General features: G+C 41.0%; 10 protein-coding genes. 9 read left to right on the forward strand and 1 reads right to left on the reverse strand.

Annotated elements, in window-relative coordinates:
* Positions 1-470: 470 nt before the first annotated feature.
* The 6 genes from H8S80_RS12725 to H8S80_RS12750 all read left to right on the forward strand — a co-directional run bounded on the left by H8S80_RS12725 (position 471) and on the right by H8S80_RS12750 (position 5,985).
* On the forward strand, positions 471-1,214 hold the full coding sequence (locus H8S80_RS12725; protein WP_117631101.1) for a metallophosphoesterase family protein: 744 nt from the start codon (positions 471-473) through the stop codon (positions 1,212-1,214).
* 28 nt (positions 1,215-1,242) lie between these two features.
* Positions 1,243-1,386: a hypothetical protein gene (locus tag H8S80_RS12730; RefSeq protein ID WP_181987910.1), complete on the forward strand. Its 144-nt coding sequence runs from the start codon at positions 1,243-1,245 to the stop codon at positions 1,384-1,386.
* A gap of 146 nt (positions 1,387-1,532) precedes the next feature.
* A complete protein-coding gene (locus tag H8S80_RS12735; protein ID WP_117631308.1) occupies positions 1,533-2,159 on the forward strand; it encodes a class I SAM-dependent methyltransferase in 627 nt (208 codons plus the stop codon).
* Positions 2,123-4,594 carry a DEAD/DEAH box helicase family protein gene (locus H8S80_RS12740; protein WP_117631103.1) on the forward strand — a complete coding sequence of 824 codons (2,472 nt, stop codon included), beginning with the start codon at positions 2,123-2,125 and terminating at the stop codon, positions 4,592-4,594. Before H8S80_RS12735 ends, H8S80_RS12740 begins: the two co-directional genes overlap by 37 nt.
* 50 nt (positions 4,595-4,644) lie before the next feature.
* The gene (locus H8S80_RS12745; protein WP_117631105.1) at positions 4,645-5,580 is read left to right on the forward strand and encodes an HNH endonuclease; all 936 of its coding nucleotides are present in this window, start codon (positions 4,645-4,647) and stop codon (positions 5,578-5,580) included.
* 15 nt (positions 5,581-5,595) lie between these two features.
* A complete protein-coding gene (locus tag H8S80_RS12750; RefSeq protein WP_117631107.1) occupies positions 5,596-5,985 on the forward strand; it encodes a (deoxy)nucleoside triphosphate pyrophosphohydrolase in 390 nt (129 codons plus the stop codon).
* Positions 5,986-6,022: 37 nt separating this feature from the next.
* Here the strand turns inward: H8S80_RS12750 and H8S80_RS12755 are convergent, their stop codons facing one another.
* Positions 6,023-6,322 carry a hypothetical protein gene (locus H8S80_RS12755; protein WP_118090478.1) on the reverse strand — a complete coding sequence of 100 codons (300 nt, stop codon included), beginning with the start codon at positions 6,320-6,322 and terminating at the stop codon, positions 6,023-6,025.
* Between the two features lie 715 nt (positions 6,323-7,037).
* Between H8S80_RS12755 and H8S80_RS12760 the strand changes: the two genes are divergently transcribed.
* The 3 genes from H8S80_RS12760 to H8S80_RS12770 are packed head-to-tail and all read left to right on the forward strand — an operon-like array spanning position 7,038 to position 13,863.
* The gene (locus tag H8S80_RS12760; protein ID WP_117631109.1) at positions 7,038-8,588 is read left to right on the forward strand and encodes a TIGR02677 family protein; all 1,551 of its coding nucleotides are present in this window, start codon (positions 7,038-7,040) and stop codon (positions 8,586-8,588) included.
* The gene (locus tag H8S80_RS12765) at positions 8,581-9,765 is read left to right on the forward strand and encodes a TIGR02678 family protein (RefSeq protein ID WP_243007877.1); all 1,185 of its coding nucleotides are present in this window, start codon (positions 8,581-8,583) and stop codon (positions 9,763-9,765) included. Before H8S80_RS12760 ends, H8S80_RS12765 begins: the two co-directional genes overlap by 8 nt.
* Before the next feature lie 3 nt (positions 9,766-9,768).
* On the forward strand, positions 9,769-13,863 hold the full coding sequence (locus H8S80_RS12770) for a TIGR02680 family protein (RefSeq protein ID WP_117631111.1): 4,095 nt from the start codon (positions 9,769-9,771) through the stop codon (positions 13,861-13,863).
* The last annotated feature ends 5 nt before the right edge of the window (positions 13,864-13,868 follow it).

Here is a 13,868-nt window from a genome sequence, read left to right on the forward strand (position 1 = left end):
TTAGCTCTGCTGGATAAGATAAAAGAGAGCGGAGACGAAAGGTAAGTTCCGCTTTTAGAGGCGTGGCGGAAAGGTGAGGTGCGTAAGGTGAGAGAGAAGATTAGGGGAGTGATTACGCGGTTTGAGAATGAGGGAGGCGGCAAAGATTAGGGCGGTGAAAAGCGGGGAATGGAGGAAAGTTGAAGAATAGAAAACTCAAGAGAAAACGGCGGCCGAATTCAGATACAATGGAGAAGGACGCCGTTTTCTGAATAAGCAGGTTCTAAAATAAGCAAATGTTTTTTCTGGATTTTCAATATGTGATATGATATTCTATAAACAGAGTGAAGGAACATATGTTTGCAGAAAGCGTTGTAGTTATTTCGGGAATGCAGTGGAAGTAAAGAAGGAACGGAACTGAAAACGGTCTGGAATTGAATCAGGGGAATGAAAACGTGAATTGGAATAAAAACTGAAGGGGGAAACGGAATTTGATTTTTATAACGGGCGACTGTCATGGAGATTATCGCCGTTTCAGCACGGATATATTTCCGGAACAGAGGGAAATGACGAAAGATGATTTCGTGATTGTTTGTGGCGATTTTGGATTCTGGGATGAGTCGGGAGAACAGAAGTATTGGAGAAAATGGCTGTCCGGGAAGCCATTTACAACTCTATGGGTGGACGGAAACCATGAAAATTATGATCTTCTGAAAACCTGTCGGGTGGAACAATGGAAGGGCGGAAGGGTGCAGTTTATTGCGCCCGATATCATTCATCTGATGCGGGGGCAGGTATATGAAATAGAGGGACTTCGTTTCTTTACATTTGGCGGAGCCAGAAGTCATGATATCTCCGGCGGTATTTTAGAACCCGATGATCCGGAGTTTAAACGAAAGAAGAAGAAACTGGATCGCGGCTGGGAGCCGTACCGCATCAATCATCTGTCCTGGTGGAAGGAAGAAATGCCGGATGAAAGTGAATTTGACGAAGGCAGTCGCAATTTGGATCAGTGTGGCTGGAGCGTGGATATTATTGTCAGCCATTGCTGTGCAACCTCAGTTCAGCAGCTGGTCTGTGGAGACCAATGTGAAAGTGATGATCTGACAGAGTATTTTGAGATGATAAAGGACAGGTGTGAGTTTGGAAAGTGGCTGTTTGGGCATTATCATAAGAATCAGAATGTGGGGAAGAAGTTTACTGTATTGTATGAGCAGATTGTGAGGATTGTTTGAGGTGTGATGAAGTGTAATGAGGCTGGATATGATTGATTTTGGAGAAATGAGGAGCTTATTCCATATAGCGGGGAATATTGGTTTTGGTGAAGAAGAGATTGAGAGGGCAGAAAGCAAGTGGGGAGCACTTTCGCCAGTGCTTAAGGAGTATTACCGTCAGTTGGGGGCTTGAGTTGGAGGCGTATTAAGGGAATTTAATTGCTTCAAAGGAATAGTGGCGGTATAATGACAACAAAAGGGACGAAAAGGCAGAACTCCATTTGCTTATTAGAAAAGGATGGAGATTATAACCAGAAACAGAGGTGTCGAGAGTTAATTATGGAAATAAATAAGGCAAGAGAGAAGGAATATGTGGATTTTACTTTGGATTATTATGATGTGAACGCTGAATCGTTTTGTTTCGGAACACAGAATGCAGCTTTTTCGGAACATCAGGATACTTTCCTCAGTTATCTTCCGCCGCAGGCCAGTATTCTGGATCTTGGATGTGGCTCCGGACGGGATAGCAGAGCGTTTTTACATAAGGGATATGATGTGGAAGCGATGGATGGGTCGAAAGAATTGTGCAGGCTGGCCTCTCAATGCATTGGTAAGGAAGTGAAATGCTGTAAATTTCAGGAACTGGAGGCAGAAAATTTATATGATGGCATTTGGGCATGTGCTTCGATACTGCATTTGAATATGGCAGACTTAGAGACGGTAATGAAACGAGTGTATCGGGCGCTGAAACCCGCTGGTATTTTGTATACTTCATTTAAATATGGAGAGTTTGAAGGGGTTCGCAACGGACGGTATTTTAATGATATGACAGAAGAGAAGATGGAATTATTGCTGAAAAGGCTGAAGAACTTTCAAATAGAGAAAATGTGGCGGACATCAGATGTACGACCGGGAAGAAGTGAAGAAAAATGGCTGAATTTACTTTTAAGAACAAAGAAGGAGTAACTTCTGATATTGAGTTTCAGGGAAATGCAATAACGGGTGATGGGAATTATTTGTATTCTCGTTTGAAGCCGTGTTTTTATAAAGCTCAGAGAATTGATATTATCGTTTCTTTTTTAATGGAATCAGGTGTAAAGCTGCTGGTAAAGGACATAAAGGCCGCTGTGGAACGCGGAGCCAGGGTACGGATTTTGACAGGTAATTACTTAAATATAACCCAGCCTGCCGCTTTATATATGCTGAGAAGAGAACTGGGGGATACGGTATCGATACGATTTTATAATGTACCAAATAAATCATTTCATCCAAAAGCTTACATATTCCATTATGAAGATAAGGGTGAAATATATATTGGTTCTTCCAATGTTTCATTCAGCGCATTAACAACGGGGATTGAATGGAATTACTGTTTTGACAGTAAAATACATCCAGAGGATTTCGAACATTTTTATAATACGTTTAAAGATCTGTATGAGAATTACGCTTATGAAATAACAGATAAAGCATTAAAGGAATATTCTGAGAGGTGGAAAAAGCCAAACGTACTAAAGGATCTGGAAGTGTACGACACAGAAGGCAGCAGAGAAGAGCCGGAGACCGTCCAGCCGAGAGGGGCACAGATCGAAGCGCTGTATCATTTGGAGAAGAGCCGCAAAGAGGGATGGGATAAGGGGATTACGGTAATACCAACAGGTGTGGGAAAGACCATTCTTGCAGCGTTTGATTCAAAGCCTTATAAAAGAGTGCTGTTTGTGGCGCACAGAGAAGAAATCCTGATACAGGCGGAACAGGCGTTTCAGAAAGTAAGGGGCAGCGGCAAGTACGGCTTCTTCTATGGGGATAAGAAGGACGACGACTGTGAGGTTTTATTTGCAACGGTACAGACTTTGGGAAAAGCAGAGTATTTATGCGATAAATGTTTTCCAAGAGACTACTTTGACTATGTTATTGTAGATGAGTTTCATCACGCTGCGGCAGATACCTACAAGCGGATTATCAGATATTTTAAACCGAAATTTCTTCTGGGGCTTACGGCAACACCGGATCGCCTGGATGATAAAAATATTTATGAGATCTGCGACTTTAACGTTGTTTATGATGTCCGTTTAAAGGAAGCTGTAAATAAAGGCTGGCTGGTGCCATTCCGTTATTATGGGATTTATGACTGTACGGTAAATTACGATAACATTTCATATGTGCACGGCAAGTACGATGAGGAAGAACTGGAAAAGGAATTGATGATTCCTCAAAGGGGTGATCTGGTTTACCATAATTATTCCAAGTATAATTGTAAGCGTGCCCTTGCATTCTGTTCTACGAAAAAACATGCGGAATATATGGCGGAGCTTTTCCAGAATAGAGGAGTAAAGGCGGCCGCTGTGTATAGTGGAACAGACGGGGAGTATAATCTGGACAGAAGGGAAGCACTGGAAGAGCTTAAGGATGGCAGGCTGCAGATTATTTTCTCAGTTGACATGTTTAATGAAGGACTGGACGTAAAAAATATTGATATGGTGCTGTTTTTGCGGCCAACACAGTCGCCTACCGTATTTCTGCAGCAGTTGGGGCGTGGGCTAAGAACTGCAGAAGGAAAAAGCTATTTAACAGTTCTGGACTTCATAGGTAATTATAAAAAAGCGAATTTGCTTCCGTTTTTACTGAGCGGACAAAAGTACCAGAAACAGATAGCAAGAAGCTACTCAATGTCAGACTACGAGATGCCGGATGACTGCATGATTGACCTCGATTTTCAGATTGTTGACCTGTTTAAGAGACAGGCGGAACAGGAAATGTCAATCAAAGACAAGGTAAATGAACAGTTTGAGAAGGTTCGCCAGCTTGTATCCTATGAATTTCAGCGCTCGGTGCCGACCAGGGTCGATTTATTTACCTATATGGACGCTGATGTTCAGGAAGCGCTGAAAAGAAATATGAAATATGCGCCAGTTCCCAATTATCTGAATTTTCTTGCAGAGAGAGACTTGCTTACCGAGGATGAAAAGAAGCTTCTCAATGGAAAAGGGGCGGAATTTATCAATATGGTGGAGACGACGAGGATGCAGAAATCGTATAAGATGCCGCTGCTTCTGTCGTTTTGCCGGGATGGAAAGTTTAAGACAGTCGTGGACGAAGATGATATTTATTACAGCTTTCAGGAGTATTATGAGCGGGGCGGTTATAAGGTGGATATGATCAAGGATCAGTCATCGGCCGGGTTTATGACATGGGGAAAGAAGGAATGGGTGAAGCTGGCGGTTATAAATCCTGTGAAATTTATGCTAGATAAACATCCGAATTGCTTTAAGAAGGTGGAGAATGGGGTAATTGGACTTGTGGAGGGAATGGAAGAGGTTGTGGGGAATGAGGCGTTTGTAAGGCATGTGATGGATGCGGTGGAGTGGAGGTCGGTGAGGTATTTTGCGGAGGAAAAGCGATGAGGATTATAACGGAGTCTTTGATGGATCTATAGGAGCTAGGTTTAACATGAATGTTAGAGGTGAAAAATATGAAGTTTAATCCTGGATTTGTTATTGGAGAAGTAGTGTCAAATAGGGAGGTTTCGAAAGCCTTTGGTTGTGCTATTATGGGAGGGATGCGACCTTCCACAAAGGCAGGCACGTTAGTACTGATATCTGATATGACAAAGCCTTTTTATAAAGATGAGTGGAAAAATGGTATACTCCACTATACCGGAATGGGGAAATATGGGGACCAGACGTTAAAGGGTAACAATAATATTAAACTGTATGAGTCCGATGTTAATGGTATTGAACTTCACCTTTTTGAGGTATATGAGAAAACAAAATATACTTATAAAGGGATTGTAAAATTAGCTGACAAGCCATATCAAACAAGTCAGCAGGATGAAGACAAAAATAATAGAAAAGTCTGGGTATTTCCTTTGAAACAGGTGGATGAAAAGGTTGTTTATAAAAAAGATCCTGAAGTAGAGAAGGCAAATATCATAAAAGATGAAGAGCTGATCGATTCGTTAAAGGATATCAGACAGATCGATCAGTATGATTTTGCATATAGAGGAATGCCTAAGAGTAAGTCAGAGCCTTCTGTTATAAATAAAATCGAAGTGCAGAAACGAAGTAGGAGTACTGCAATGAATGCTTTGAAACATGCAAAGTTCATGTGTGAAATTGATGAGACACATCCTTCCTTTATTCGCAGAAATATGAATATTAATTATGTTGAACCTCATCATTTAGTGCCATTGGAGTATTCTGATCAGTTTGATATATCTTTAGATGTGGAAGAAAATATAGTATCTTTATGCAGTAATTGTCATAATTTACTTCATTACGGAAAAGACTTTGAACCTTTATTATTGAAATTATATGAAGAAAGAAAAGAACTGTTGAGCCATGTCGGGATAGCTATTAGTTATGAAGAGTTGGTAGAAATGTATTTGTGAGGTAAATGTGACAGTATGAAGATTATTGAAGTAGTAGCAGCCATAATTGTGGAAAAAGATAAAGTATTAGTTACACAACGTGGATATGGTGAATTTAAAGACGGTTGGGAATTTCCTGGGGGTAAAGTTGAGCTCGGTGAAACACTAGAAGGTGCATTAAAACGTGAAATTAAAGAAGAATTAGATATAGAAATAGAGATAGATACATATATTGACACGGTTGAGTATGATTATCCCCAATTTCATCTTACTATGCATTGCTATAAATGTAGAATTTTAGATGGACAGCTAATGTTAAAAGAGCATGAGGCTTCAAAATGGGTTAGTCAAGATGAATTAAATGAGATTGACTGGCTGGCAGCTGATCGGATAGTGGTTGAGAGAATGAGGAAAAGAACAAAGTAGTAGTAGGTCTAATCGGATTTTTATTTATTATGGATTCTTAATAAGGTGTGTCAAATGGAACTATATAGTAAAGGGTTCCATTTGATACACCTTGTTTTATGAATATAAGTTTTGTAATAAGCACTTTACTATATTTGCAAACATAAACCAACTCAACACTGTTGAAATAGCTATAATTTACAAGCTGTTCTTTCAACTCAATATCTCGATTTTTAGTGGAGGTTAAAAATATAAATTTTTTATTTTCATATCGTATCACAAAAAGCCTATGAGCTTTTTCTTTTTGCAAAGTATAGGTCTGGTATGAAATAAACCTACTTTTTGCACCTTTTACCATATAAATATGCTCGGGTATCTGGATAATAAATAGCTAATCGTTTTTTCCAACGATAGTAAGTATCACTGGAAATTTTTAATTTGCGAATTATATCGTTATAGCAAAGATCTGTGTTATAGATCAAATGGCAAAAATAGATGTATTTATTAAAATCAGTGGGAACACCCACCCCTTCCTTGAATGTTACATTACAGTCCTTGCATCTATAACGAGTTTTTGAGGTAGCAATTGATATTAACTTGCTTGGGGGTATACAGGTTGGACAGAATTTTAGTCCGGTTGAATCGGGGAAAGTTTTGAAACATTCGGGACAATATAACGACGACTTCGGCTTTTCGTGGACTGCTGTATTGGCTGAAAGACAATTTGGACAGGTAGGCAGCGGGGGCGGGGACTTTGATACAGGTTCTTTGTCAATGTATTTAATACAGAGGTTCAGTGCGTTGCTTAAACTTTGTGCTATTGTAAGGAGGGTCTTGCTGCTCAGTGGTAGTGGAGCGGTTGCTATGTGTTTTGACACATTTTCTAGGTGGATTACGTCGGATGATTTTATTTCCATACTATACACCCCTTCATTTTAATATTCACATTATATCGTGAAAATTACCCGAAAATCAATAGGCGGTTTGGCATATATAGAGAAATGTGATATTATGTCAAGGAATGACGAACATAATTTTTGTGAAAATATATCAAATATGACAAGAGGATTGGTATGAAGGAAAAACCCACTATAAAGTCACTGGGAAATATTTCTGAATTAAGATATATAAATGCTGATAATGTCACGCGCTATCGGGCGATTATGCGTTATCTTTATTTGCAGTATGAGCGATTGAGTTATTGGCTCAGCCCTGAGCAGATATATTCTGGAGTTATGGAATGGAATATTTTGAAAAATTATACGCTGGAGCAGTGCCAGTTGGATTTGGATCAGTTGGTTTCGTGGAAAAACCTTACTTATCGACATGATGGTACTAGAGCGAGAACCGTTGAGGAGTATCTGCGAAAAAAATATCAGTATCTGATTACTCCCTATTCTATTGAACTTGAGCGCTTCCTTGAACGTCTCGAAGGGGTGAAGGGATATGGGGGCTCACTAGAGCCGACTTTGTTTGACAAGATTGCAGACACTATTTTGGATATTTATGAGCATAAAGGAGATTATGAACCCAAAGCTGCTCTGGAAGTCTGGAATTCATTATATGACTCATTTCAAAAGTTGAATCAAACATCAATGGATTACATTGCCAGCCTGCATACCGGGACAGCCGAAGATTTGATGATGACATCTTCTTTTTTAATGTATAAAGATTCGATCACCTTGTATCTTCAGGATTTTGTTCAGGCATTGCAGCGCAGATCTTATCGGATAGAAGGAAATTTAAAGTTAATTAATCGTGACATGCAAACTCGATTTTTTAAGTGTGTATTGGAAGGCGAATGGTTAATTCCAAAAGTGGAGGAATTTTTTACGAGAGAGGAATACCAACAAAACCTGGAGCGCAGATGGCGTCAATTATGCCGATGGTTCTGCGGAGACGATCATACACAAAGTGAGATGTTCCTTTTGGAGCAAGCTTCAAAAGATGCGATTAAAAAAATCGTAAGGAGTACACTTCGAATACAGGAAAAGCAACGGTCAATTGTGAGCCGACGTCAGGACTTGGATTTTCTGGGAAAATGGTTCTACCATCTGGAGGATGTGAAGGAGGCTCATAAATTAGCAGCCTATGCGTTTGGAATATTTCCGACTCGCCATTTACAGGGGGAGGACAACCGCAGCTCCGATAGTCAGGATATTTCTATGTGGGATGAGGCTGCTATTGAGCGCGTAATTAGGAGCAGAAGTCGAAAACGCGGTGGAAAGGGAAGTGGAGAGAGTGAGACGATTGCCGATAATCATTTAAAGAAGGAAGCGTTGAGGCAAGAACTTGTTGCATACCAGAAGCAGGAACTGGCTTTCTTAATTGAGATGACAAAAAAAGGAAGCGTTAAAGTCTCAGAACTCCAATGTATTACAGCAGTTGCAAGGATTCAACTTTTAAATTGGATTGGGAGGTGTATCTCATCGGAGGGACAGGCTTTTTATACGTCTGAGGGGATTAAGGTAACACTTTATATGCCGGAAGAGAAGCATTATGTTACATTAGATTGCGATGACGGAACATTAGGCCTTTTAGATTACTCCTTTGTGTTTGAAATTGAGAATCAAGAAACGTGGCAAAATTTACTGAGAGGGATGACTGGTGATTTGGATGGCTGATGGAATAGAGCAACGCGGCTTTGAAGATCATACCGATATGGAAGAACGGCGCAAAATCTGTATGAATGCGTTATTGAACCGTCCTTGGATAGAACGTGATAAGGATCCGCAGCTCTATCACTGGGCCAGGGAGCAGTATCTGGAAATACGGAATTGGTTTGCCAACTATCCGGGATATTCCGTAATTATGAATAGAAAGCTGATCAAACTGGAAAAAGTTCCGGTTGAGGCGAAGAGTTGGATGGGGTTTGAAGGGTTCAAGGAACCCATCGATTATGCGCTTTTTACCTATGGTCTATGGTACCTGGAAGATAAATCAGCTGGGGATCAATTCATATTGACTACTATGGTCAAGGAAATAAAGGAATTTATGAATGAGCAGGGCCTAAATGTCGATTGGAAGAATTATTTCCATCGGTTATCCATGGCCAGGGCTCTAAAAAAACTGAAAAGTTTGAATGTTTTGCGTAGCATTGACGGTCAGGAGTCCGATTGGGCGTCTGATGCAGAAAATCATGATGTGCTGTATGAATGCGCCCCTTGCGCCAGCTATGTTTTGAGGACATTTCGTAGAGAACTGCCATCTTATCAGTCTATGGAGGAATTGAGCGATTTGCCTGAGGAAGAGGATAAAAAGAAACGACAGCTAATGTACCGGAGGTATTTGCTCGAACCATTCGTGGGGCTGGATTTATGGGAACAAGACTTATTTTATTTTCATGGACAAAAAAATCATTTAATCGGACAGCTCGATAAGATGTTTGGTTGGGGTGGAACCAAATATAAAGAAGGTCTCCTGTTTTTCTATCCGGAATTGGTGAGTGATATGGAGCTTTTCCCCACACTATCGGCTATATCAGATCTTGTCCTGCTATTTTGTGGAAAGATCAGAACCATGTATGAGTTGGGTGAAGTGAAAACAGAGTCGGTGTCATCGGGTAAAATTCGACTGACCAGAGGTAGTATTGAACAGATTCTGCTTGAATTACAGTATGAAAATGGATATCGCTGGACGAAAGAATACCGGAGTATGAAATCGTCACAGTTGGCAGACGCAGTGTGCGAACATATGGAACAGTGGGAATTCGGTAGTTGGCAGGATGACATGTTCTTTTTGTTGAATCCTGTTGGAGGAAGGTATTACACTCAATATGGAGAAGTGGAGATCGAGGAGTAGAATATGAAACGATGGCGGATGAATCGTATGGGGATTCTGAATTTCTGGCTTTATGATGAAGAGGTTTTTGAACTGGAACAGGGTAGATTGCTGTTCAGAGGAGCAAATGGGTCGGGAAAATCTGTTACAATGCAAAGCTTTATCCCGCTGGTTCTGGATGGAGACAAGCGCCCGGAGCGCCTGGATTCGTTTGGTTCAAGGGATCGCCGCATGGAATATTATCTTTTGGGCGACAGCGAGACTGGCCATATGGATCGAACTGGCTATCTCTGGATTGAATTTTATCACGAAGATAAACAGAGCTATAAAACCATCGGAATTGCCCTGCGCGCCAGAAGAGGGGCGGCGCAAATGGTTTTTTGGGGATTTTTGCTGGAAGATGGACGACGGATCAATCAAGATCTCCATTTATATGATTATCCGAATTGGCTGGAAACAAAGAAAAAGGTGCCACTCACAAGAAAAGCCTTGACGGAGGTCATAGGGGCTGGGGGAATTGTAGTTCAGGAACAGGCAACGTATCGTGAACTTGTGAAAAAACACATATTTGGGTTTAAAGACAACAATGATTCTTACAAAGATTTATTAAAGCTTCTTCTGGAGATCAGGAGCCCAAAGCTTTCAAAAGAATTTCGCCCATCATCAATTTACAGTATTCTGACAAATTCGCTTCCAGCGTTGACGGAAGACGAGTTGGGTGACCTTTCGGATGTCCTGGAAGATATGGATCAAATTTCAGAGCGGCTGGAAGAACTGCAAATTCAGATACAGGAACTTGAAGGCCTGGAGAAGCAGTACGATAATTACAATAAAGTTTTGCTGTATCATGTGTCCTTAGATTTGAAGGTGTTAAATCACAGTTTTAATGAACGCAAGAAAGAATTGGATGATTGCAAAAAAAATTTAGACAATACGATTGCTTGTGGTATCGCGCTTAAGACTCAGATATTGAAAGCAGAACTTGAAATTGAGAAAATACAGTCGGAATTAGATTATCTCCAGCAAAGCGAGGGATTGGAAAAACCTATAGAACTGGAACGTTTACATACGGATTATAAGAAATTGAATGAACGATATGTGGCAGTCAAAAAGCGGATGGCCGATAATGAAAGGCGGGTAGAGGCATGGCAAAACGAAATAGCGGAAAAGAAAGTACTAAGGGATGAGTTATTCCAGAATCAAGACAGTTTGCTGGAAGAATTAGAGAGCTATGCGAGAGTTATGGAGTTTTATGAACATGATATATACCATCGGCAGTGGCAGCAGGTGGGCGATGATTACGCACGCTGTGCGGACAATTGGAATCAGGACTTGCTGGCACATCAAGTAAAGTTAAAGGCTGCAGTTTTGATTGGCGAAAGAGAACGGGAAGCTAGTTTGGATATGGCAAAGGAAAAGGAGCGATGGGGGGAATTCTATAAAAAGAAAAGCCTAGCGGAAGAAGAATATTTGTCTGCGGAAGAGAAATTTAGTGCTGGAAAAATGCAGCTGAAGGAGTGTATCATTGGCTGGCGTCAGGGCCTTTCGCAATTAGAAGTCAGTAATGAGAATGTAGGTTATATTCTAACAGCGCTATCTGAACTGGGCAAGGATAACCGTAATTATGAAACTGTAAGATCGTCGGTGTACAATTTGTTTCTAGATCAATATCAGCAGTTGACAAACAAGGTACTCGTTTTAGAACAACAGTTTAGAGAATTTGAAGAAAAAAGGGAGCTTTTGCAAGCAGAACTAGATTCGTGGAGAAGCCATAAAGAGCCTGAGCCGTTGCGGTCACTTTCGAGAAACAAGTGCCGTGGTGAGAGGGCGGAGCGGATGGGCGCACCTCTTTATACGGTCTGTGATTTTTCCGCTGAATTGATGGAAGCAGAGAAGGCACAGCTTGAGACTACTCTGGAGCAGGCGGGTATACTGGATGCCTGGATTTTGCCAGGAGGGCGAATGGGCTATTTTGCTCATGAAAAAGATGAGGAAATTTGGATTGAACCCTGTGAAAATCCTGGAGTGGTGACCCTAAGTGATGTGTTGGCGCCGTGTCCTTCTGATGAAAGTGGTTTGACAAAAGAAGATATTGCCTTAGTATTGTCCAGTTTTACATGGAGTGGTGAAATGGATTATATGCAGGACTCTATGACATCGGCGGCATTCAATCAGATCGGGAGAGAGGGATTCCGGCTGGGAGCTTTGGCTGGACGGAATTCTACCAAAGAGCAGGCGGAATATATCGGAAGTGAGAATCGACAAAAGGCAAAAAGACGGATGATTGACCAACTGGAACAACAGGTTTTGGAACTGGAAAATAAACAGGATGCTATTCAGGAAAAAATATACCAGGAGCACGAAAAGCAGGATATTCTAACAGCGGAAAAAGAAAGTTTCCCAGATGATGGGGAAATTCAATTATGTCTGGATCATTTGACAAGTAAGTGGCATCTTTTCCAGGCGGCGATTAAACAGGAAAAGGAAGCAGAGATTATATACCATAAAAAAGAGGCAGACTGGAAGGAACGAAAAGTTGAATTGACCGAGATAACATCTGCCTGGACAAGGCTTAAAACTTTAAGTACGCTTTCGGAGGCGATGAATTGTGCGAATGATTACAAGACCAGTCTGTCACAGCTGAAGACCGAGTATGTGCATTACAGGAGTCTGCAGAATGATTGTGAGAACTATCAGGGGTATATCGATGAGGCGAATGAGCAAATTAGCGATAATCAATTGGAGTTGAGCGGAGTACGAAAATCACAAGTGCTGCTGGAAAGCCAGATAAGCCAGCTTGAAGAGTTGATAGAGGCTAAAGGGCTAAGAGATATATTTGATAAAATTGATAAATGCAAGCAAACGAAAAGAGATTTAGCGAAAGAGGTTTCAAAACGGCATGAGGAATTGAGAGAAAATGACAAATTGCAAGGTTCCTTAGGTGCTCAACTGAACGCGAGACAAGAACATTTGGCAGAGATAACTGAGAATCTGGAGGCTGCTATTGTACAGTGGCAGACAGAATTGAATCTGGGACTGGGATTTGTAGAAAATATGGATACCTATAATCTGACTGAGCGTCGGGACATTATGCGTTTGGCGGAGCAGCTTGTGACGGAATATAAAGTAGTCTGGGGGAACATGGTAAAGGAGACGGTGATAAGCGACCTGATTACAGAATTCAACAAGGCTAATGTGAATCTGCGTGAGTATGCGCTGGAGCGGGAATCCTTGGAGAATGGACGGGCCATTATCCGTTCCAATCGAGATCGAATGAATCCTATGACGCCCAGAGAATTGTTAAAGGAACTGCGGGAAAAGGAAGCGGAACAAAAGCTTCTTCTGACAGAACAGGATAAAAAACTGTATTCAGAGATTATTATTGGTAGTGTGGGTAAATCAATTCAGTTAAAAATACATCAGGCGTTTGATTGGATTGATAAAATGGATGGGCTGATGAAACAGCGAAACACCTCCAGCGGTCTGAGATTATCTTTAAAATGGGTTCCGTTGCCATCACGAAGTGAATCAGAATTGGATACAGAAACTCTTGTCAAACTGCTTTTAAGTGATACAGAACGACTGGATGACAGCGAGATTAACCAAATGATTGAACATTTCAGAAAGCGGATTCTATTAGCAAAGGAGTCGGCAAAAGAGGAACAGGGTTCTCTGCGAAAATATATCAATGAAATGCTAGACTATCGGACCTGGTTTACCTTCCGATTAGATTTTCGCAAGGGAGATCAGTCGAATTACAGGGAACTGACCAACAGTAGATTTAATGTGCTGAGTGGTGGAGAGAAAGCAATGGCAATGTATATACCGTTGTTTGCGGCAGCAAATTCTCGATATAGTAAGGCTGAGGATGATGCCCCGAAGATTTTGGCGTTGGATGAGGCATTTGCCGGTGTGGATGATTCTAATATGCGTGATATGTTTGATCTTTTGACAGATATGGATTTTGACTACATAATGACATCACAGGTTCTGTGGGGATGTTACGATACCGTGCCAAGTCTGGCAATTTATGAAATCCATCGGCCTAAAGACATTGATATAATAACGTTACTCCACTATCGGTGGAATGGTAAACAAAAATTATATGTGGAGAATTAGCAGCA

It is taken from the genome of Hungatella sp. L36, assembly GCF_014288035.1.

Excerpts from the sequence above, each read along its gene's own strand:
- H8S80_RS12730 (WP_181987910.1), top strand. The coding sequence starts at position 1,243 with ATGATTGATTTTGGAGAAATGAGGAGCTTATTCCATATAGCGGGGAAT.
- H8S80_RS12770 (WP_117631111.1), top strand. The coding sequence starts at position 9,769 with ATGAAACGATGGCGGATGAATCGTATGGGGATTCTGAATTTCTGGCTT.
- H8S80_RS12765 (WP_243007877.1), top strand. The coding sequence starts at position 8,581 with ATGGCTGATGGAATAGAGCAACGCGGCTTTGAAGATCATACCGATATG.
- H8S80_RS12755 (WP_118090478.1), bottom strand. The coding sequence starts at position 6,322 with ATGGTAAAAGGTGCAAAAAGTAGGTTTATTTCATACCAGACCTATACT.
- H8S80_RS12750 (WP_117631107.1), top strand. The coding sequence starts at position 5,596 with ATGAAGATTATTGAAGTAGTAGCAGCCATAATTGTGGAAAAAGATAAA.
- H8S80_RS12740 (WP_117631103.1), top strand. The coding sequence starts at position 2,123 with ATGGCTGAATTTACTTTTAAGAACAAAGAAGGAGTAACTTCTGATATT.
- H8S80_RS12735 (WP_117631308.1), top strand. The coding sequence starts at position 1,533 with ATGGAAATAAATAAGGCAAGAGAGAAGGAATATGTGGATTTTACTTTG.
- H8S80_RS12745 (WP_117631105.1), top strand. The coding sequence starts at position 4,645 with ATGTTAGAGGTGAAAAATATGAAGTTTAATCCTGGATTTGTTATTGGA.
- H8S80_RS12760 (WP_117631109.1), top strand. The coding sequence starts at position 7,038 with ATGAAGGAAAAACCCACTATAAAGTCACTGGGAAATATTTCTGAATTA.